Source organism: Bombella intestini (genome assembly GCF_002003665.1).
Classification (GTDB): Bacteria; Pseudomonadota; Alphaproteobacteria; order Acetobacterales; family Acetobacteraceae; genus Bombella; species Bombella intestini.
On the sequence record NZ_JATM01000002.1, the window covers coordinates 47732 to 67442 of the forward strand.

16 protein-coding genes and 1 tRNA gene are annotated in these 19711 nt (G+C 56.1%); 13 read left to right on the plus strand and 4 right to left on the minus strand.

All coding sequences use genetic code 11. The features are described 5' to 3' along the window. Window positions 1–69: 69 nt before the first annotated feature. The 4 genes from rapZ to AL01_RS03355 all read left to right on the plus strand — a co-directional run bounded on the left by rapZ (window position 70) and on the right by AL01_RS03355 (window position 4673). Complete coding sequence (gene rapZ, locus AL01_RS03340) at window positions 70–1002, plus strand: RNase adapter RapZ (protein WP_408735436.1); 933 nt, start codon at window positions 70–72, stop codon at window positions 1000–1002. After that, entirely contained in the window at window positions 999–1550 is a 552-nt protein-coding gene (locus AL01_RS03345; protein WP_077395982.1) for a transcriptional repressor, read from the plus strand. The genes rapZ and AL01_RS03345 overlap by 4 nt, the downstream gene beginning before the upstream one ends. 188 nt (window positions 1551–1738) lie before the next feature. Then, on the plus strand, window positions 1739–3139 hold the full coding sequence (locus AL01_RS03350) for a sugar porter family MFS transporter (protein ID WP_143280667.1): 1401 nt from the start codon (window positions 1739–1741) through the stop codon (window positions 3137–3139). 106 nt (window positions 3140–3245) lie between these two features. Beyond that, the gene (locus AL01_RS03355) at window positions 3246–4673 is read left to right on the plus strand and encodes a sugar porter family MFS transporter (RefSeq protein ID WP_077395986.1); all 1428 of its coding nucleotides are present in this window, start codon (window positions 3246–3248) and stop codon (window positions 4671–4673) included. A gap of 95 nt (window positions 4674–4768) precedes the next feature. On the opposite strand, the gene AL01_RS03360 is transcribed toward AL01_RS03355, so the two are convergent. Then, entirely contained in the window at window positions 4769–6289 is a 1521-nt protein-coding gene (locus AL01_RS03360; RefSeq protein ID WP_077395988.1) for a glycosyltransferase family 2 protein, read from the minus strand. A 30-nt stretch (window positions 6290–6319) separates the two neighbouring features. After that, complete coding sequence (locus AL01_RS03365; RefSeq protein ID WP_077395990.1) at window positions 6320–7378, minus strand: quinone-dependent dihydroorotate dehydrogenase; 1059 nt, start codon at window positions 7376–7378, stop codon at window positions 6320–6322. 260 nt (window positions 7379–7638) lie between these two features. Here AL01_RS03365 and AL01_RS03370 point away from each other — a divergent pair, with 260 nt between their 5' ends. The 7 genes from AL01_RS03370 (at window position 7639) to hflX (ending at window position 15275) form a co-directional block, all read left to right on the plus strand. Continuing rightward, a complete protein-coding gene (locus AL01_RS03370) occupies window positions 7639–7917 on the plus strand; it encodes a hypothetical protein (RefSeq protein ID WP_077395992.1) in 279 nt (92 codons plus the stop codon). An 87-nt stretch (window positions 7918–8004) separates the two neighbouring features. Further along, window positions 8005–9054 carry a tRNA dihydrouridine synthase DusB gene (gene dusB, locus AL01_RS03375; RefSeq protein ID WP_077395994.1) on the plus strand — a complete coding sequence of 350 codons (1050 nt, stop codon included), beginning with the start codon at window positions 8005–8007 and terminating at the stop codon, window positions 9052–9054. Further along, complete coding sequence (locus AL01_RS03380; protein ID WP_077395996.1) at window positions 9054–9794, plus strand: helix-turn-helix domain-containing protein; 741 nt, start codon at window positions 9054–9056, stop codon at window positions 9792–9794. The genes dusB and AL01_RS03380 overlap by 1 nt, the downstream gene beginning before the upstream one ends. A 20-nt stretch (window positions 9795–9814) precedes the next feature. Then, on the plus strand, window positions 9815–12169 hold the full coding sequence (locus AL01_RS03385) for a sensor histidine kinase NtrY-like (protein ID WP_077396314.1): 2355 nt from the start codon (window positions 9815–9817) through the stop codon (window positions 12167–12169). A gap of 9 nt (window positions 12170–12178) precedes the next feature. After that, window positions 12179–13606: a nitrogen assimilation response regulator NtrX gene (gene ntrX / locus AL01_RS03390; RefSeq protein ID WP_077395998.1), complete on the plus strand. Its 1428-nt coding sequence runs from the start codon at window positions 12179–12181 to the stop codon at window positions 13604–13606. A gap of 11 nt (window positions 13607–13617) precedes the next feature. Then, on the plus strand, window positions 13618–13845 hold the full coding sequence (gene hfq / locus AL01_RS03395) for an RNA chaperone Hfq (protein WP_143280668.1): 228 nt from the start codon (window positions 13618–13620) through the stop codon (window positions 13843–13845). Between the two features lie 107 nt (window positions 13846–13952). Beyond that, window positions 13953–15275, plus strand: coding sequence for a GTPase HflX (gene hflX, locus AL01_RS03400; protein WP_077396002.1), 1323 nt, complete (start codon window positions 13953–13955; stop codon window positions 15273–15275). A 78-nt stretch (window positions 15276–15353) separates the two neighbouring features. Here the strand turns inward: hflX and AL01_RS03405 are convergent, their stop codons facing one another. Next, entirely contained in the window at window positions 15354–16808 is a 1455-nt protein-coding gene (locus tag AL01_RS03405; protein ID WP_077396003.1) for a SulP family inorganic anion transporter, read from the minus strand. A gap of 282 nt (window positions 16809–17090) precedes the next feature. Here AL01_RS03405 and AL01_RS03410 point away from each other — a divergent pair. Next, window positions 17091–17166: transfer RNA gene (locus AL01_RS03410), tRNA-His, on the plus strand. Window positions 17167–17217: 51 nt separating this feature from the next. On the opposite strand, the gene AL01_RS03415 is transcribed toward AL01_RS03410, so the two are convergent. Beyond that, window positions 17218–18882 (minus strand): hypothetical protein, encoded by a 1665-nt coding sequence (locus AL01_RS03415; RefSeq protein WP_143280669.1) that lies wholly within the window; start codon window positions 18880–18882, stop codon window positions 17218–17220. Between the two features lie 354 nt (window positions 18883–19236). On the opposite strand from AL01_RS03415, the gene rplM reads away from it, so the two are divergent. Then, window positions 19237–19707, plus strand: coding sequence for a 50S ribosomal protein L13 (gene rplM / locus AL01_RS03420; protein ID WP_043558027.1), 471 nt, complete (start codon window positions 19237–19239; stop codon window positions 19705–19707). Window positions 19708–19711: the final 4 nt, after the last annotated feature.

Genomic DNA, 19711 nt, shown 5'->3' on the forward strand with positions numbered 1-19711 from the left:
GGAGACTGTGTTATGCTGGCGGCATCATGGCAGTTCCGCCAGTGTGGTGCAGGGAAACAGGGCATGGGCATGAGGACACAGGGCCGGTCTTCAGGAAGTATTGTGCTGGTGACGGGGCTTTCCGGTGCTGGGAAAGCTTCCATCCTGCGTATGTTGGAAGACCTTGACCATGAGGTTGTAGATAATCCACCGCTTGATCTGTTCGAGGCCCTTGTTACCCGTTCTGGCCCTCGTCTGGCCATTGGGGTGGATGTGCGCAGCCGTGGCTTTGAGGCCCATCGGATTGTGGATTTTCTGATGCAGGCTCGTCGGGAGCCAGACTGCGTAACTCAGCTGATTTTTGCTACGGCTGATTATGATATCCTGCTGCGCCGGTTCACGGCGACAAGGCGGCGGCATCCTCTGGCTGGGGAGGGTGGCCTCCGCCCTGCGTTGGAGCAGGAAGCGGGATTGCTGGAGCCACTACGGGCTGTTGCTGATTTTGTGATTGATACAAGCGACCTGCCCCTGCCTGCCTTGCGTCAAATGATTGAGGCTCGCTTCAGTGCCGGGGTGGGGACCATGTTGTCCGTGGCTCTGATGTCTTTTGCCTATCCGGCGGGCCTGCCACGGGAGGCGGATATCGTGTTGGATGCCCGTTTCCTCCAGAACCCTCATTATGATGAAGGTCTACGCCCCCACACGGGGTTGGATGCCGATGTGGCGGATTATGTGAAGGCGGATCCGTTCTTTCAGTCCTTTTATGATCATGTGCTGGGGTTGGTGCGGACTGTGCTGCCTCGTTTTGCACAGGAAGGAAAGAAATACGTCACTATTGCCGTCGGGTGCAGCGGGGGGCGGCATCGTTCCGTTACGGTTGTAGAGGCCTTGGCGCAGGATATTGTTGCAGATCCGATGATTGGTGAGTTGCGTGCCCCGGTGATGGTTTTGCATCGGGAGCTTGCTCGCAATGGGCTGGCCGCATGTCGCTGGGCTGCCCCCCCGCCGGGGGATAGAACATGAAAGCAGGGGGCGCAGCAGCAGGAAGCACCAAAGAGGTTGGGGGGGCAGAGTTCAGTGTAGAGGTGGCGACCCGGTTGGAGGAGGTTGCCCACTGGTGCCAGCATCACGGGCAGAGGCTGACGCCCGTTCGCCGTTTGGTGCTGGGGTTGGTTCTGTCCGAAACAAAACCGCTGGGTGCTTATGATATTCTCTCCCTACTGCGTGTCTATCAGCCACGGGCTGTGCCACCTACGGTTTATCGGGCTTTAGATTTCCTGCTGGAACAGGGGCTGATCCATCGGATTGAGCGGCTTAGTGCCTTTGTGGGTTGCCGCCATCGGTTGGATTGTGAAGACTGTTGCACATCCCACAAGGCGTGGGGCGTCCATCGGGCTCAGTTTCTCATCTGCCGTGGTTGTGGTCAGGTGCAGGAGCTGGAGCAGGATGTGGTGGCGGCTGTCTTGTTGCAGTCTGCCCGGGGGCAAGGGTTTCGTGCCGAGGCCGCAACGGTGGAGATTGAGGGAGTCTGCGCCCGTTGTGCTGAGGTGTCGCCGGTAAGGGAAAGTTAGGAATAGAGCTGTTTTTCAGGCCAGAAAGGGCCTACTGATTTTTGGAAAAATGACTAAAAATCAGTATGTTACCTTACCTCTCATAACTGTGATCTGGCAGGAAAATGTAGCTCATAGGTTAAACTGTTTTTTATGATATGGATGATTCCATTCGGGGAGTCTTCCCTCCACTAAAAAGGTCCGATGTTATGAACAGGACAGCTGAATCTCCACAGCATGTTGTTGATCCCGCTGCCAGACGGAGAGTGCTTTTCATCTGCATTCTTGCCTCTCTGGCGGGGCTGATGTGCGGTATGGATATTGGTGTCATCTCCGGTGTGCTGCGTCCGTTTGGTATGGAGTTCCATGCTTCTACGGTTGCTCTGGAGTGGATTGTCGGGGGTATGTTGGTCGGTGCCACGATTGGCGCCCTGACGGGTGGCCAGCTTACCCAGCGTCTGGGGCGCAAGTACACGCTGACGACAGCAGCAGCTTTTTTCTCTATCGGTGCTTTTGGCTGTGCGGCGTCGCAGTCCATCGCCATGATGATCATCTGCCGTGTGCTGGTGGGCATGGGCATGGGGCTTTCCGACTTCTCCACCCCGCTTTATCTCTCCGAGGTCGCGAGGAAGGAGCAGCGTGGTGCTATGGTCTCGCTGTATCAGCTGCTCAAGACGATCGGTATCTTTCTGGCATTCTTCTCCAATAGCTGGTTTGCATCCTCTGGTGCATGGCGTTCCATGCTGATGGTGGAAGCTGTGCCAGCTATCGTGTTTCTGGTGATCTTCCTCTTCCTGCCGCAAAGCCCACGTTGGCTGATGATCAAGGGACGTAAGGAAGAAGCCCTGCAGACGATGACCCGTCTTCGTGATGCACCAGCTCAGGCCCATAAGGAGCTTCAGGCTATTGGTGAGCAGCTGCAGACCAAAGAAGAGGGTTGGAAACTGCTGCGGACCAACAGCAATTACCGCCGCTCTCTTGGGCTTGGTATGCTGCTTCAGATCATGCAGCAGTTCGCTGGCATCAACATCATCATGTACTATGCCCCCCGTATTTTGGAGACAGCCCATTTCAGTCTCGAGGCACAGATGTGGTGCACGGCTCTGATCGGTCTGGTGAATGTGCTGATGACATTCGTTGCTGTTGGTTATTCGGACCGTTGGGGGCGTAAGCCTATCCTGTATGCTGGGTATGTCAGCATGGCAGCAAGTATGGCCATTCTGGCCTTCCTGCTGTGGTACGGTACGACAAGCCTGTCGCTCCAGCTTTTGGCACTGGGCATGATCATCATCTTCGTAGGTGGGTTCGCTATGTCCGCTGGGCCGCTTATGTGGGTGATTTGCTCGGAGATTCAGCCCGCTGCAGGCCGCAGCCTTGGTATCTCCATTTCCACGGGTACCAACATGCTAAGTAACCTGCTGATCGGCACAACGTTCCTTAGTGTTCTGGAGCTGGTCGGTGGCCCAAATACTTTCTGGTTGTTCGCTGGATTCAACGCCATTGGTGTCGTGTTACTTTACCTCTTTGTTCCAGAAACCAAGGATGTTTCTTTGGAAACCATTGAGGAACGCCTCATGAGTGGTGTAAAGCTGCGTGATCTTGGTCGTTGATTAAAGATTAGCTCTGTTCATTTGTTGCCGGGCAGGGAGGACGGTTCGTCTTTTCTGCCCGGTTTCGTATGGGGGTGATCTGTTACAGAGAGGGTATACTCTTTGCATGGTAGATGAAGTTGATTCCCATTCCGTCTCATCCGGAACGGGTGATGATGATGGGTCATTTTTCGACCCTACGAAATTCAAGATTCTTGTCATCGGTATCGTAGCTGCGCTGGGCGGGTTGATGTCCGGTATTGATATCGGTGTGGTTTCCGGCGCGCTGGACCTGTTCTCACGGGAGTTCCATCCATCCACGATTGCCCTTTCATGGGTTGTTAGTGCCATGATGGCGGGGGCTGCTCTGGGTTCTGTTAGTGCGAGTAAACTTGCCCAAAAAGTGGGTCGGAAACGTGCACTTATTTGTGGGGCAGGCGTATTCGTGGTGGGGGCCCTTGGTTGCTCACTGAGCTGGTCTATTCCCTCCATGATCTCGTTTCGTGTGGTGATGGGCTATGCCGTAGGATTGTCCGCTTTTACGGCCCCGCTCTATCTTTCCGAGATTGCTAGCGAGGAATCCCGTGGGGCTATGATCTCCACATATCAGCTGATGCTGACGATCGGGATTTTCGTAGCCTTTTTGGCGGATACCTATTTTTCCTACCGTGGCAGTTGGCGGGGCATGTTCGGTTTTGCGGCGTGTCCGGCAGCACTGTTCTTCATCGGGGTGTTGTTTCTGCCTTACAGCCCGCATTGGCTGGTCATGAAAGGGCGGCATAAGGAGGCCCGCAGGATTCTTATGGACCTGCGTAATGACCCGCTGGAAGCCGCTAAAGAGATTCAGGCCATTCGCCAACAGCTGGAGACTAAACAGGAAGGTTGGTCCCTGCTGAGGCGGAATAGCAATTTCCGTCGCTCTGTGCTTCTGGGGGTTGCTCTTCAGGCCATGCAGCAGCTGGCGGGCATTAATATCGTCATGTTCTATGCGCCCAAGATTCTTCAGGCAGCGCATTTTGATTCACACGCACAGATGTGGTGCACGGCCATTATTGGTCTGGTGAATATGCTCGCCACATTCGTGGCAATTGGTCTGGTGGATCGCTGGGGGCGTAAGCCTATCCTTTACGTTGGGTTCTCTGTCATGGCTCTGGCGATGGGGGTATTGGCTGGCCTGCTGCATGAGGGAATGGCTGAACAGGCCTCCCAGATGATCGCCGTGTTCGTGCTGATGATTTTCTGTGCGGGGCACGCCATGTCAGCCGGGCCGCTTATGTGGGTGCTGTGTGCGGAGATTCAGCCTATTCAGGGGCGTGACTTTGGCATGTCTGTTTCCACATTGACGAACTGGCTGGCCAATATGGGCGTGAGCGTCAGCTTTCTGCCGCTGATGGAGGCTTTTGGTGCTTCTGGTACATTCTGGCTGCTGGCTGTGCTGAACTTCATCTTTATTGGCATGACCTATCTGTATGTGCCGGAGACAAAGGGCATGTCCCTCGCAAAGATTGAGGAACGTCTGATGAGCGGTGTGAAGCTACGCAAGCTGGGACGCTGAAACACTATCAGGCTGGAAGGCACAAAAAAGGCTCACCATCTAAATGGTGAGCCTTTTTTATTGCAGAGAATACAGTCCGTAAAAGGATTGCAGCCTTACAGAATGAATGGCGCCAGAGCACCCAGATAGCTACGCAGCTCTTTATATTGAAGCGTTTCCAGATGGAGTGCCAGAAAAGGAAGCAGCCATACTGTAGCTTCCCGGTCGATGGCTGTTAGGGTGGAGACATTCCCTAGTGTGAAAGAAGATGGCGTTAGAGCCATTTCCAGCATGTTCAGGGCAGGTATATTCAGCCACGAGCCTCCGGAGGGTGTGGTTTCCTGCGGGATGCTGAGGAAGCATTCCCAAAGGCCAGCCTTTAACCTGTCAGGTGTCAGCGGTTCCTTAGGGGGGGAGCATAGAAAATGCCCCTGCCCGCCCCGCTGCCTTAGTGCAATGGCAGATTGCTCGACAACGGGCAGGATATCATAGCGAGGCAAGCCGGTGAGGCGGCCATCACGGAGGATGAAAAAGTCTTGAATCCGATCTGATCCATCCAGACCAAAGAGAAAGGCCGCTTCCCGATGCTTTAAGCTCTGGAGAAGGAAGAGCTGGAAATCATGGCTCTGTTGGTCAGCCTGCCCCGTGTCGTGGAGTATACCCCCGCTGACACCGAGATGGCGGGCATCTTTGGGATGCAGAGAGAAGATGCGGAAGCTGGTTGGCTTCTGGCGGGATGGGGGAGGTGTTAGGCCAGAGATAGGCGGGTGTTGGCGGCGGATTCCCTCCAGCGCAGTCATAGCCCCTGTCATGACGATGGGTTTTACCCAACGTAGGACATCAGCCGTTTTCTCTCGGGGGGAGGGGTCTTCAATCTCATTCCACTGGGTAAGCTGGTGGTCACCCAATGAGAGTTGGAGATCCTTCCGGATGAGGGCACGTTTAACGAACTGTTCTAGGCTGCGGCGTTGAAAATGCATCAGGTAAGCAACAGACCAATCCGGTGCTTCCTCCGTGATGCCGGGTGTAGGCGACCATGTGATAGGCGCACCAGATGCGGTGACGTAGCGGCCTTTTTTCAGCTCGAAATAATGGACATTGACCCACTTACCCTTGTCCCAGCACGCAGGGCGGATGAAACTTTTAACATGCCGGTTTATGGGTTCCTCAGCCGTGCTGTGGCGGCTGAAGCTATGAGAAGGGGGCAGGCTGGGGGTCGAGATGAGATCATTATGGCCGTAAACCTGCCAGTGCAACGCTACGGCGCCGGCATCATCAGGCAATGAGCCGAGGAACTCCGGTAGGCTGGCATGATTATCCAGCCTTATATATTCGTCCGTATCCAGGAAACCGACCCAGTCAAAATGCTGCCCGCTCATGGCGGTAAGGGCATCCAGATAGACTTGTTTCTGGCGGTCCACAAAGCCTTGATTGGTTAGGTCGAGGCTGTGCTCACGAATATGGAAGAGCCGTATATCCCAATGCACGCTGGCGGCGGCGATGAGGTCTCGCGTGCCATCATCAGAATCATCATCAAAGAGAATGAAACTGTCCACACCAAGGAGGGCATGCCAAGCCAACCAGTACAGGATGTCATGTTCTTCGTTTTTTACAATGCCGACCAGAGCCGTTTTCATGGTGCAATATGGGTCCTGCGTTACAGTGGTTCAGCGTTGAAGAGCGGTAAGGCTGCGAATGCCAGAACGGCTCATTTCGTGCAGCAGTTCCTGTTTTAGCCGTGTTAGCACGGCGGGGCCTTCGTAGATGAAGGCCGTGTAGATCTGCACGAGGTTTGCCCCCATCTTCAGGCGCTCGAGAATATCCCGTCCGGTTTCGATGCCACCGGAGGACACAAGGCAGAGGCGGCCTTTGTTCAGCTCGCTTACAAGCTGGAGTACATGGCGTGCTCGGTCTGCCAGAGGCGCACCGGAGAGACCGCCAGTTTCGTCACGGTGTGGGTCTTTCAGGGATGTCGGACGGGCAAGAGTGGTGTTGGTGAGAATGAGACCATCGGCCCCGCCGTCAATTACCGCCTGAAGAATAGGAGCATAGGCCTCATCCTCAAGGTCAGGAGCTAGCTTTACCAGCAGCGGGGGACGGTCTGGATGGGCGGTCTGGATGGCCTCTAGCAGGCGGGCCAGCATATCAGCCGCCTGAAGGTCCCGCAGTCCGGGCGTATTGGGGGAGGAGAGATTGATGGTCAGATAATCGGCGTAAGATTTTGTCCGTCCCACGAGAGCGGGATAGTCTACCAGCGGGTCAGCACCTGTTTTGTTGATGCCTAGATTGATACCGAGCGGCGCATCGGTGGGGCCTACCTGGCCGTGCCTGTTTGGCCGGAAGAGCGGTGCTAGATTCTGACAAAACTTATCAATCCCGCAGCTGTTGAAGCCCATGCGGTTGATGATGGCTCTGTCTTCGACCAGTCGGAATAGGCGGGGGCGGGGATTGCCCGGCTGAGGCCGGGGCGTAACCGTTCCAGTCTCCACAAATCCGAAACCAAGTTTGGTCAGGCCTCGCACAGCACGGGCGTTCTTGTCGAATCCTGCTGCCAGACCGATTGGATTAGGGAAGGAAAGCCCCAGTGCTTCTGTTCGGAGGGCCGAATGATCGGGCTTGCCACGACCAGCGAGCCCATGGGCAATGCTATGAATAGCAAGCTCATGTGCAGTTTCAGGGTTGAGGCGGCGTAGAAGCCATGTGGCTGTTTTTCCGATATCAAGCATTCACTCTTCCCTCACTGACGGTTAGAAAACCTTTCAGAACGCATGACCGGTCTTGTCAAGGGATTTCCTGTCAGCCGTCCTGCATGGTCTAGGCCATATCGGGCAGATTATGGGCCAGTCCACACCCATATCATGCATGGTTAGCAGGGGCGGCAAAAGACACTAATCAGGAAATAGCAGACTTAGGTCTATGCTGGCATTACGGAATGCCAAAGATGCGTTAATTACATGGTCAGCACCCATGAGGAGGACAGGATATCATGAGCTGGGACGAACTGTATCTGGAAACCTGCTGCCGCTCGGCCCTGCACAGGCTGGTACTGAGCGGTGAGACAGGCCGCCCGGTCGGTCCGCCGCCGGAGGGGCGTATGCCCGACTTCCGAGCTCCCTTGAAGGACAGGTCTTGCCTGTTGCGGTTGGCGGGCATGGGGCTGGCTCGGCAGCGGGAGGATGGACGCTTTGAGGTCACCCCGGCTGGTGTGCAACGCCATGACCGGGAGATTCTTTCTATGAGGCGGGCCCGCCGCCGATGGAGGTAACGGGAGTGTTGTTTGCGCTTTGCCGGGGGGAACGGTAAAATCCCGCTCCGATTTACTCCATAAAAACCTGACAGGTATCCGATACCCATGCCAATGCCGATTCCTCTGCCGCCGATCACTCTGGGGCCGGGCTGCGTGATTGATGACCCCGTCATCCTCGCACCTATGTCCGGTGTTACGGATCTGCCGTTCCGCCGACTGACCAGAGAACTGGGGGCAGGGCTTGTCGTGTCGGAGATGATTGCCTCATGGGCGATAGTACGGGAGAATGAGAGAACCCTGAGCATGGCCCGCAGTGCGGGGGCTGGTGGCGTTAATGCCGTTCAATTGGCCGGGTGTGATCCGCAGGCTATGGGTGAGGCAGCAAAGATTGCCGTGGCTGGTGGAGCAGATGTTGTCGACATCAATTTTGGCTGTCCGGTCAAAAAGGTGGCCATTGGCCAGATGGCTGGATCATCCCTCATGAGGGATGAGCTGCTGGCCGCCCGCCTGTTAGAGGCCACCGTTAAGGCTGTGGATGTGCCTGTCACTTTGAAAATGCGGATGGGTTGGGACCATGAACATCTCAATGCCCCCACCTTGGCCCGTATTGCCGAGGATGTGGGTATCCGCCTGATTACGGTTCACGGGCGCACTCGCCAGATGTTCTATAACGGTCATGCAGATTGGAAGTTTGTCCGTAAGGTCAAGGATGCCGTAAAGCTGCCAGTGATTGTTAATGGTGATATTGTCAGCATGGCTACGGCCCGTCAGGCATTAGCAGAGTCAGGGGCAGATGGTGTGATGGTAGGGCGTGGCTGTTACGGGCGGCCTTGGTTCCCAGCCCAGTTGGTCCAGTCCCTGCGGAGTGGTGTGGATGTGCCAGACCCCGATCTCGCCACGGAAAAAGAGATCGTTCTGAAGCATTACCACATGATGATGGATTATTTCGGCGAGCGGCCCGGCCTGCGTCTCGCCCGTAAACATGTCTCTTGGTATTCCGCCGGGCTTCCGGGTTCTGCCGCCTTCCGGGCGGAGGTGAACCGGTTGGATAGTGCTCCGGCTGTCATCACGTTGCTAGAGCGGTTTTATGATGAAGCTATTGCTGCGGGTATCGTGCGTGACCGAGAAGGTGCCCTGGCCCGGCACGCAGCGTGATGGGCGAGCAAACGGCCCGTGAGGTCCGGGCGATGCGGCCTTTATTTCTGTATGGTGCCAGCTCGCAGGAGCGGTTGGATGTAGCGCAGCGGATTCACGCTCATAGTCCATGCTCAGAAGGGGCTTTTGTTGTTGCAGGGCTGACAGCCGTACCCCGAGCTTTGCGGGAAGAGCGGCTATTTGGCACGGCGGGTAATGGGTGGCTGGAGCAGGCCCGTGGTGGCACGTTGCTGCTGGATGAGCTGGATTGCCTATGCCCGGAACTGCAAAAGCGTTTTGCTGCCTTCTTGGCGCATAGGCCACAGGTCAAGCGGGAGGAAGCCGTGCGTATCGTGGTGGCCAGCCGCCATGATCAGGCCACGCTGCTGCGGCATGGCGGGCTGGAGGATGGTCTGAAACACTGGCTGGCCTCTCTCCCCGTGGCGCAATGTCTCGGGCCGGACCGCCTGCGGGCTGTGCGGGCTCTCTCCAGTGATCGGAACGGAGGTCTGGCAGCGATGTTCGAACCTGTCATGCGCAGTTATGTGCGGGCTGGTCTGGAAGCGGGTGGCTGCAATCTGCATGGTAGCGTGGTGGGGGCGGTGGAAAGGCCGCTTATCACTATGGCACTGCATCATACGGGCGGGAATCAGCTTCGGGCAGCTTCCCTTCTGGGGTTGAACCGCAATACGCTGCGTAAACGCATCAAGGAACTTCACATTATCGTTCCCCGCTCCGGATCACGGTCCGGGGAGCGTTGAGAAGGGAAGAGATCGTGACGATCAGACGTCTTGCCGGCAAGATACGGGCCTCCATCGGGCGGTTGACCAGCCCCGATGGTGTGGTGGTGCTGACAGTCATAGCATTGGTCCTTACCTTTGTGACGTTTATCGTTCTTGCGGGAGGGGTCTCTCTGGCCCGGGTGCCGAGGGCGCAGGCTCTTCTTTTTCTGCTGGATTTCATCACGCTTTTGCTTATTGCGGCTGCCGGGGTGCGGCAGATTGGCCGTATGCTCGCCGAGCGGCGCATGGGGCAGGCAGGGGCGCGGCTGCATAGTCAGCTTGTTATGCTCTTTGGTGTGGTGGCTGTAGCCCCAGCACTGATGGTAGGGGCGTTGTCCGCCCTGTTTTTCCATTATGGTGTGGAAATCTGGTTTTCAAACCGGGTCAATACGGCTTTGAGCGAGGCCCGTTCTGTAGCGGCGGGGTATCTGCGGGAGCATAACGAGAATACGAGAACGGAAGCCTTCGCCTTGGCGAATACGCTTCTGACGGTTCAGAATGATGAGATGTTCGCTCATGGAACGGACTTGTTCCATGACCAGCCCCGCCTTCAGGCTCTTTTGGAAGATGAGGTGACGGAACGAGGGTTGAATGATGCGATCATCTTTAATCCGATCACCTACAAGATTATCGCTACGGGGGGGTTGATGGCCATCCGGGCGGGCGACCCGGAAAAAGAACTCCCCCCTCGTTCCGTTGCTGCTATGGCTCGTACGGGTGAGGTCGTGCTGTTGGACCAGCCAGAGGCCCAGCTTGTGAGGGGTGTGGTCTCGTTAGGGGGTAATTCGGGCCTGATGCTGGTCATAACCCGGCCGGTGGACCCAGATATTCTTCATCACATGACACGAACAAACACGTTGGTGCAGGACTACCAGCGTATGCTCAACAACCGTGGCAAGACCCAGCTAACACTTGTCGTTATTCTGGCTTTGATGGGCTTATTAGTGCTGGCGGTGGGGATGCTCAGCGGTTTGTCCCAGGCCAATAGGATTACCCGCCCGCTTAGCCTGTTGATCTGGGCGGCACGCCGTATTTCTACAGGGGACCTGACAGCCCGGGTCCCGGTGGAGGGTCGGGGTAGCCGGGAGGATGAGCTGGTGACTCTGTCCCGCGCCTTCAACCTAATGGCCAGCCAGCTTGCCAGCCAACGCTCGGAGCTGATGTTAGCTTATGATCAGATTGATGAACGCCGCCGCTTTACGGAGACCGTTCTAGCAGGTGTTTCGGCTGGTGTGATCGGGCTAGATCATGACCAGAATCTCGAGCTTCCCAATCGGGCCGCTTCCTTCATTCTTCAGCGGGACCTAGAGGCCGCTAAGGGCCGCCCGCTCGTGGAATGTGTGCCGGAATTTGCTGAGTTGCTTCAGGCTGTTCGGGATTATCCCGGTCGAGAGCATTGTGCTGAAATTCAGATTGATACCGACAGTGCCCGTGCTCCGGGCGGGCCGGGCGGTGGTGGCGGTGCTGGGGCTGGGCGTACTTTGTCTGTATGTGCCGTGTCGGACCAGAACGGACATGAGGACACGGCGGGTTATGTTGTCACGTTTGATGACATTACCCTGTTGCAGGTTGCCCAGCGTAAGGCCGCATGGGCGGATGTGGCCCGCCGTATTGCCCATGAGATTAAGAATCCGCTGACGCCTATTCAGTTGGCTGCGGAGCGGCTACGGCGGCGCTTCCACAAGGAAATTGTGAGTGATCCAGAAATTTACGACCAGCTTATTAGTACGATCGTTCGGCAGGTGGGCGATATTGGGCGTATGGTGGATGAGTTTTCATCTTTTGCCCGTATGCCACGGCCGGAAATGGCCGAGTATGATCTTGTTCGCCTATGCCGGGATGCCATGTTCCTCCAGCAAAACGCCCATCCAGAGATATCTTATCGGTTGGACGTTCCCGCTGGCGGGCCGGTTATGGTGCGGTGCGATCATCGCCTCATTGGTCAGTCCCTTATCAATCTGCTACAGAATGCAGCGGATGCCATCCTGATGACAGAACGGCGTATCGGAGAGGGGCGGTCAATATTGGGTTGGATTGTCCTTAGCTTGACGCTTGAGGATGGAGCGGCAATCATTGGCGTTGCTGATAATGGTGCTGGTCTACCTGCTGGGGAGCATCAACGTCTGACCGAGCCTTATGTTACCCACAAGGAGAAGGGGACGGGGCTTGGGCTGGCTATCGTACATCGGGCGATGGAGGCTCATAAGGGGCGTCTGCATCTGCGGTCCCTGACGGAGGAGGAGCGTCAGGTGCTTGCCGGTACTGGTGAGGTGGGAACAGCTGGTACCCTGGTGGCACTGAGTTTCCCGTTGGCGGAGAAGGAGCTTGCAGCAGAGGGCGCGAGCGGAGCATGAAGGTATCCCATGGAGCATGAAATTCTGATCGTTGATGACGAGCCGGATATCCGTCTCCTGCTGGCCGGGATTCTGGAAGATGATGGTTACGTCACCTGTGGTGCTGCGGACGCAGATGCGGCCATACGGGCGTTTCGTGAGAATCGGCCTTCGTTGGTGATATTGGATATCTGGCTTCAGAATTCCCGTCTTGATGGCATGGCTCTTCTAAGCCTGTTCCGGGAGGAGCGGCCTGATATCCCCATCATCATGATCTCCGGTCATGGAACGATCGAGACAGCCGTCTCCAGCCTGCATCAAGGGGCTTATGATTTTTTGGAGAAGCCCTTCCAGTCGGATCGTCTTCTGGTCATTGTCCGGCGTGCGTTAGAGGCCGCCCGATTGCGTAAAGAGAATGCCGAGCTGCGTTTGCGGGCTGGTGAGCAGAATACGCTCATGGGCAGCAGTGCCTTGGTGAATGCGTTGCGAGGGCAGATTAGCCGGGTGGCACCCACTAATTCCCGTGTGCTGATCAGCGGGCCAGCAGGTGTGGGCAAGGAAGTGGTAGCCCGGTTGATCCATGCTGAATCTAAAAGGGCGGAAGGCCCGTTTGTGGTGCTGAACTGCGCCGCTTTGGCCCCGGAACATCTGGAAGAGGAACTCTTCGGTGTTGAGGGGAGTGGTGACCGTCCGGGGCGTCCGGGTCTTCTGGAGCGTGCCCATAAGGGAACTTTGCTGCTGGATGAAGTGGCGGATATGCCGCTGGAGACGCAGGGCAAGATTGTGCGGGCCTTGCAGGTCAATACGTTCGAGCGTCTCGGGGGCAGCCATAGCGTGAAGGTGGATGTCCGGGTACTGGCTACTACCAGCCGGGACCTTCAGGCTGAAATCGCTCATCGTCGCTTCCGGGAGGACCTGTATTATCGGCTGGCCGTTGTGCCATTGCAGGTTCCGGCCCTTTCGGAGCGGCCGGAGGATATTCCGGTCATGGCACAGCATTTTCTGGAAAGTTGCGCTCGCTCTTCCGGGTTACCGCTTCGGACGCTTGCCGTGGATGCGCTGGCGTGTCTTCAAACCTATGAATGGCCGGGTAATATCCGTGAGTTGAGAAACCTGATGGAGCGGATGCTTATTCTGGCCCCTAGTGGGGATGGTGAGGCGCAAAATGTCATCCGGGCGGACATGCTACCGGAGGTCGTGCGGGAGGGTGCCCCCTCTATGACCTGTTTGACAGCGGATGCTGACGTGATGAGCTTGCCTTTGCGGGAAGCACGAGACCAGTTCGAGACACAATATTTACAGGTCCAGCTGATGCGGTTTGGTGGTAATATCAGCCGGACAGCCAATTTTGTTTGCATGGAGCGGAGCGCCCTGCATCGTAAGCTCAAGCAGCTTGGCGTAACACAGGAAGACCGGTCTGCCGCATCATCGGAACGTGACGGGCAGGATGGGAAATGATGAAGGAATCCATGTCAGAACAGACAAAAGGTGACGTGCAAGAGCAGTTTCTGGCTCATGTGCAGCAGCGGGAAGAGCCGGTAACGGTGTTTCTGGTCAATGGCGTTAAGTTGCAGGGGGTCATTACACGGTTTGATAACCAGAGCGTGTTGCTCCGCCGAGATGGGCATGTGCAGCTTGTCTACAAACATGCGGTGAGTACCATCATGCCTGTGGCGGCTCTTTCAGACCTGCCCTGATCCTATCCCCGCTGAGGGGTTCTCTTGTCCTCGGCACGGCTGCCTCCCATATGAAGCAGGCCTGCATGAAGGCAGATACAGGATTTTGAAGACAGGATATTCCGGATTTGAGACGTCAGCCCCAGGAAACCGCCCGTAAACCCACGCTCGCCGCCGTTGTTCTTCCCGCTGGGAAACAAGATTTTCTGGAAGGCCGTGCAGCAGAAGCCCGGCTGGAGGAAGCAGTAGGGCTGGCAGCATCCATCGGGTTGGAGATTGTCCATACAGCCATCTATCCCCTGCGGGCAAAGCGGCCTGCTACGTTGCTAGGGGTAGGGCAGCTGGAAGAGCTGACAGAGATCGTCAAGGCGGAATCCGTTGGTGTGGTGGTGGTGGACGCCCGCCTTTCGCCCGCTCAGCAGCGCAATCTGGAAAAAGAGATGGGCTGCAAGGTGGTGGATCGTACCGGCCTGATTTTGGATATTTTCGGAGCAAGAGCCGCCACACGGGAGGGTGTGCTTCAGGTCGAGTTGGCGCATCTGGAATATCAGCGGTCCCGCCTTGTCCGACTCTGGACGCACCTTGAGCGTCAGCGTGGTGGCTTTGGCTTCCTCGGTGGGCCAGGTGAAACGCAGATTGAAGCGGATAGACGGATGCTGGATGAGCGTCTCGTCAAGTTACGCAAGGAGCTGGAGCAGGTCCGCCGGACCCGTGGCCTGCATCGTCATGCTCGCCGTAAGGTGCCGTTTCCGGTTGTGGCTTTGGTTGGTTATACCAATGCGGGGAAATCCACTCTGTTTAACCGCATTACCGGGGCGGGTGTCCACGCACAGGACCAGCTTTTTGCCACGCTGGACCCTACGATGCGGAACTTGACCCTGCCTTCTGGCCGCCGGGTGATTCTTTCCGATACGGTGGGCTTTATTAGTGACCTACCCACCGAATTGATTGCTGCCTTCCGGGCAACGCTGGAAGAAGTGGCCGAGGCGGACATCATCTTGCATGTGCGTGATGCGGCCCATCCAGATAGCGCTTCCCAGCGGGAAGATGTGCTGTCTGTTCTGCGTGACATGACAGCGGATGACATGCTGGATGAAGCATGGCCGGAACGGACGATTGAAGTTCTGAACAAGGCGGACCTTCTGGGGGGAACAGATGCCGTGCCCCGGCGTGAGGGGAGTGTGGCTGTCTCCGCCCTGACAGGGGAGGGCCTGCCGGACCTCATGGAGGCTATAGATGCCTTTATGACACGGTCCATGAAGCATTTTGCGGTAAGTCTTTCCGTTACGGATGGTGCCGCATTGGCTTGGCTGTATGAACATGGTGAGGTGATGGAACGGCTGGATGATGAGGAGATGCTGCATCTTCAGGTTCGTCTGTTCCCAGCAGATCAGCAGCGTTTCATGCGGCAGTTTCCAGCTCTCCCCCTCACGCCACAGCTGGCCGACTGATAAGCCATTTTCTCATAAAGAAAGGCCTCCGGGACAGTTGTGCCGGAGGCCTTTTTCATGTCGAACCGTTAAGGCGTTTCAGATAGTAAAGGCCTCTTCATCGGATTGTTCTGTCAGGATGCCATGCTGGGCGTGGTCTAGCCCGCAGACTGTGACCTCCTTGCCGTGTTTGCGGAATTTGCTGACGATCTTTTCTAGGGTCTGTACGGCTGTAATGTCCCAGAACCGGGCATGGGAGAGGTCCAGCGTTACACGGTGGGCGTGGGTCGTGTAGGTCATGGCCTCGGCCATAAGGTCTGCCGAGGCGAAGAAAATCTGCCCCTGTATGTGATAGGTCAGTATGTCATGCTCCTCTGTGGAGCGGACCTGCACCAGCCGGGCTGTATGCCATGCAAAGAACAGGCCAGAGAGCAGCACACCGACCAGTACGCCCGCTGCCAGATTGTGAGTAAGGACAACCACGCCGACAGTAACGAGCATGACAAGGCTGGTTAGTTTTGGGTGATGGAACAGGTCTTTCAAGCTGCCCCATGCAAAGGTGCTGATGGAGACCATGATCATGATGGCGACAAGAGCGGCAACAGGCACACGGGCAACCCACGGATGCAGCACGACCATCAACAGTAGGAGAAAGGCCCCGGCTGTAAAGGTGGAGAGCCGCCCCCGCCCGCCATAACGCAGATTGCCGACCGTCTGGCCAATCATGCCGCATCCGGCAATTCCACCAAACAAACCCACAAAGATGTTGGAAATGCCCAGACCGGTACATTCTCTTTGTGGTGAACCGTGTGTGTCTGTCAGCTCATCAACTACACTTGCCGTCATTAGGGATTCCAGAAGCCCGACAGCCGCCACCGCTAGCGCATAGGGGAAGGTGATGGCGAGTGTTTCTGCATTCAGGGGGAGCTGAGGCAGAGTGAATTGAGGCAGACCAGTCGGCAGCGGCCCGAGGTCAGCAATGGTGCGGACTGGCATTGGGTGAATGGCCGTGATGGCCGTTAACACGATGATGCAGATGAGCGGCGAAGGAATAGCCTTGGAGAGCCGGGGCAGAAGATAGATGATGACCAGCCCAATGATGATGAGCAGATGCGTCTGCCAGCTCACCCCTAGCATCTGTGGTACCTGTGCGGAGAAGATGAGGATGGCCAGCGCATTGACAAAGCCAGTACGGACCTCGCTGGAGACAAACCGCATGAGGGAATGAAGGCGCATCAGGCCGAAGAGGACTTGTAGCCCCCCCGCCATCAGCGTTGCTAGAAGCATATACTGCACGCCATGAGTATGGACGAGCGGTGCTAGCACAAGGGCGACTGATCCGGCAGCACCGGAGATCATTCCCGGTCTGCCACCAAAAATGGCGATGGAAACGGAAATAACGAAGGACGCAAAGAGCGAAACAGCAGGGGACACACCAGCAATATAAGAGAAGGCGATGACCTCGGGGATGAGGGCAAACGTCCCTACCATGCCTGCTAGAATCTCTTTGACCGGTCGCTGGGTCCATTGTTGGATGTAGGAATCAGTGGCCATAAATGCGGCGGGTCCTTTCTCTCTGTTACGGATGAGGATGCAAGGTCAGCCCTGCTGGAAGTGCTACCGTACTGTCAGGCCCGGTATGGCCGATGATGTTGTGACTATAGGCTCCACGAGAAAAGCTGTGAAGCATTGTGGCTGCAAAGTACGGAAAGCCTCGTGCGTTCTGTGGGGCGATGAGAGGGGTAGAGAGTCTATTTTTTAAAAAAAATATGACAAAAATGCTTTTGAGGGCTGGACGAGGCAAGCAGGATTTAATAGATGTCATGTCGCTGTGTGGCGGATGTAGCTCAGTTGGTAGAGCGCCGGTTTGTGGTACCGGTGGTCGCGGGTTCGAATCCCGTCATTCGCCCCAGCCCTCCCCTTAAAAAATTGAGTGACTAACGCAGCTTCTTCTGCAGTGCGTTTATTGGTCTTGTGTTGTGACGCCGATCACATGCAGCCGGTCAAATCGTGCTGTGTCGTTGCTGTCGCTGGAGATGCGGGCTAGCTCCTCAAGGGAAAGCGGGCCGGTTTTAAAGGTAATGGTCCGGCGTTCAGGTGCTAGTAGGAAGTCCAGCACGGGGGCTAGAATAGGTTTCTGAAGGGCCAGCGTATTAAAGCGGGGCGTGACCATATAGCCTTGTTCAGCCATCATGGAGCCTTTTGGAGCATCCAGAACAGGTTTTGCTGCCTCTGGTTTATCAGCCGGTTTACTGGAATCGGACGGAGTATCAGGCTGGTGAATCAGGATGCCGTAATAGGCGAAGATGTCGAGCCCTTGCACGGTCAGCTCCGTTCCCAGACATTGCCCTGCCTGAAGAAAACGGGACACGCTGTTATCGCCCAGATGGAGCGGGTTGATGTCGGGTAGATTGAACTCCACAGTCATCAGGCTGGGGCTGTCTTTGCCGAAGAGGGTGCGGAGCTGAAGAGTCTCCTGCCATTCGCTCATTTTCTTCTGAGAGGTAGAAACGATGTGATAATCCGTTGGCAGGCTGATGGGAGCGGCCTGTAGCGAGGGAGGTGGTGAAAGACGGGTGGTTAGCCCCCGCAGCTCTCCTTCCGTGCGGAGGTCGTTATTTTCTCCTGCCCGTCTTTCCCCTGCCAGATGGTTCAGAATGAGGATGCGGCGTAGATCATGCTGGTTGAACAGAAGGGACAGGCCGTCAATTTCCAGCTTACCCGGCTTTTCCCATAGGGTGGCGGCGGGGTCTTGCCAGAAGGCTTCCGATGGGTTGCCAGAGTGCTGGAAAGGCCGTTTTAGCCATTGGATATAGCCTTCCCGGGCTTCCAGATGCTGAAGTGCTAGATTCATCTCCATGGGAGCATCTATTTGGAAAGGCGCCCCAGTATTGTTGGGGAGGAGAATCTGCCGCAATACAGGGGGAACGATGCTTTCCTTGCCACCTGGTAGGTAAACGGACATGGAAAGACCGTCCATAAGCGTATGAACACGCAGCCCCTGCCCATAACCTTCCACAACAAGACTCTCAGCCGAGAGGGTCCGTATCGTGAAAGGTCGTGATGATGTCACGTTCTCTACAGCCGGTGTCGCTGAAGAGGGATTATCCATCTGCGTGACATGAAGGTGAGTGAGCTGCATATGCTCAAAGCGCAGTGCCGTAACGTCTTCTGGTTCAAAAGACATAATGGCCGCTAGGGAGCGCATACTGTCCGCTTCGCCGCGTCCTTCATGAAGCGTTTCAGCAGATGAGGGGATGTGGAGGTGATGGAAAGAGGCCTCTGTGGCCGTAATCTTGTGGGTATGGTCAGTATAGCTTGGAGAATCCAACAGCAGGCTGGCTAGTCTCAACGTTCCGCTGGAAAGTAGCTTGGGGTAGCCAAAACGAACCCTCCGGGCGTGGAAATCTGTATCTTTATAATGGAAGGAAACATCATACAGCGTTACCCCGCCCAGTAAGAAGGCAGGTCGTACTTTCGTATAATGGAAGTTCGCCTCGGCGGGCAGAGCCGCTCTAAAGCGGTCCAAAGCGTGGGAGAGACGGATTCCTGCCTCGCGGTAGATACCCAGCCCACCCAGAATCAGGATGAGAAAGGCCAAACAGAGGGGAAGCCGTAACCGTTGCATGTTGAACATACCTCACTTGGGCCGTCTTATATGAACCGGCACAATACCCTTTGGCAGGGGCATGAGCAAATGGGGGAGAGGGCTATCTGGAGCAGAAGAGGGGCTAAAAGGCATATTATTTTACGGTATTAAATTACCACATGTAGAAAATGGCTGTTTTCTGCCATCTCTGGCGACATGTTCTAAAATAAAAGGCTTGACCTTTTCCGTCACTCTCGCAATAAGGCCCACATCCTGAATCTGTTTCCGGCTTTCAGGGTGTCTGTCTTGATTATAAGGGTGGGCACTGGTCGGGGGCAGTCCTTTTCCTGATGCCGCAACTGTTGTGGCATCTCAAACTGGAAATGATACGTCATGAAGACCACACTTTCGCTGAAACCCGCGGAGGTGACGAGAAACTGGATCCTGATCGATGCCGAAGGGCTGGTTCTGGGCCGTCTCGCCACCATCATTGCCAACCGTCTGCGCGGCAAGCATAAGCCGCAGTACACACCGCATGTTGATTGCGGTGATGCGGTTGTTGTCATCAACGCTGAGAAGATCGCCCTGACAGGCAACAAGGTCGGTCAGAAGCTCTTCCATTACCACACCGGCCATCCGGGTGGGATCAAAGAGCGCACCATCACGCAGCGTCTTGAGGGCAAGAACCCCGGTCAGGTCGTGGAGAAGGCTGTTGAGCGTATGATCACTCGTGGTCCGCTGCAGCGCGCTCAGATGAAGCACCTGTACGTCTACGCTGGTACGGAGCACCCGCATGAGGGGCAGAAGCCCGTCAAGCTGGATGTTGCTTCCCTGAACCGCAAGAATACCCTGAAACGTCAGTAAGGCC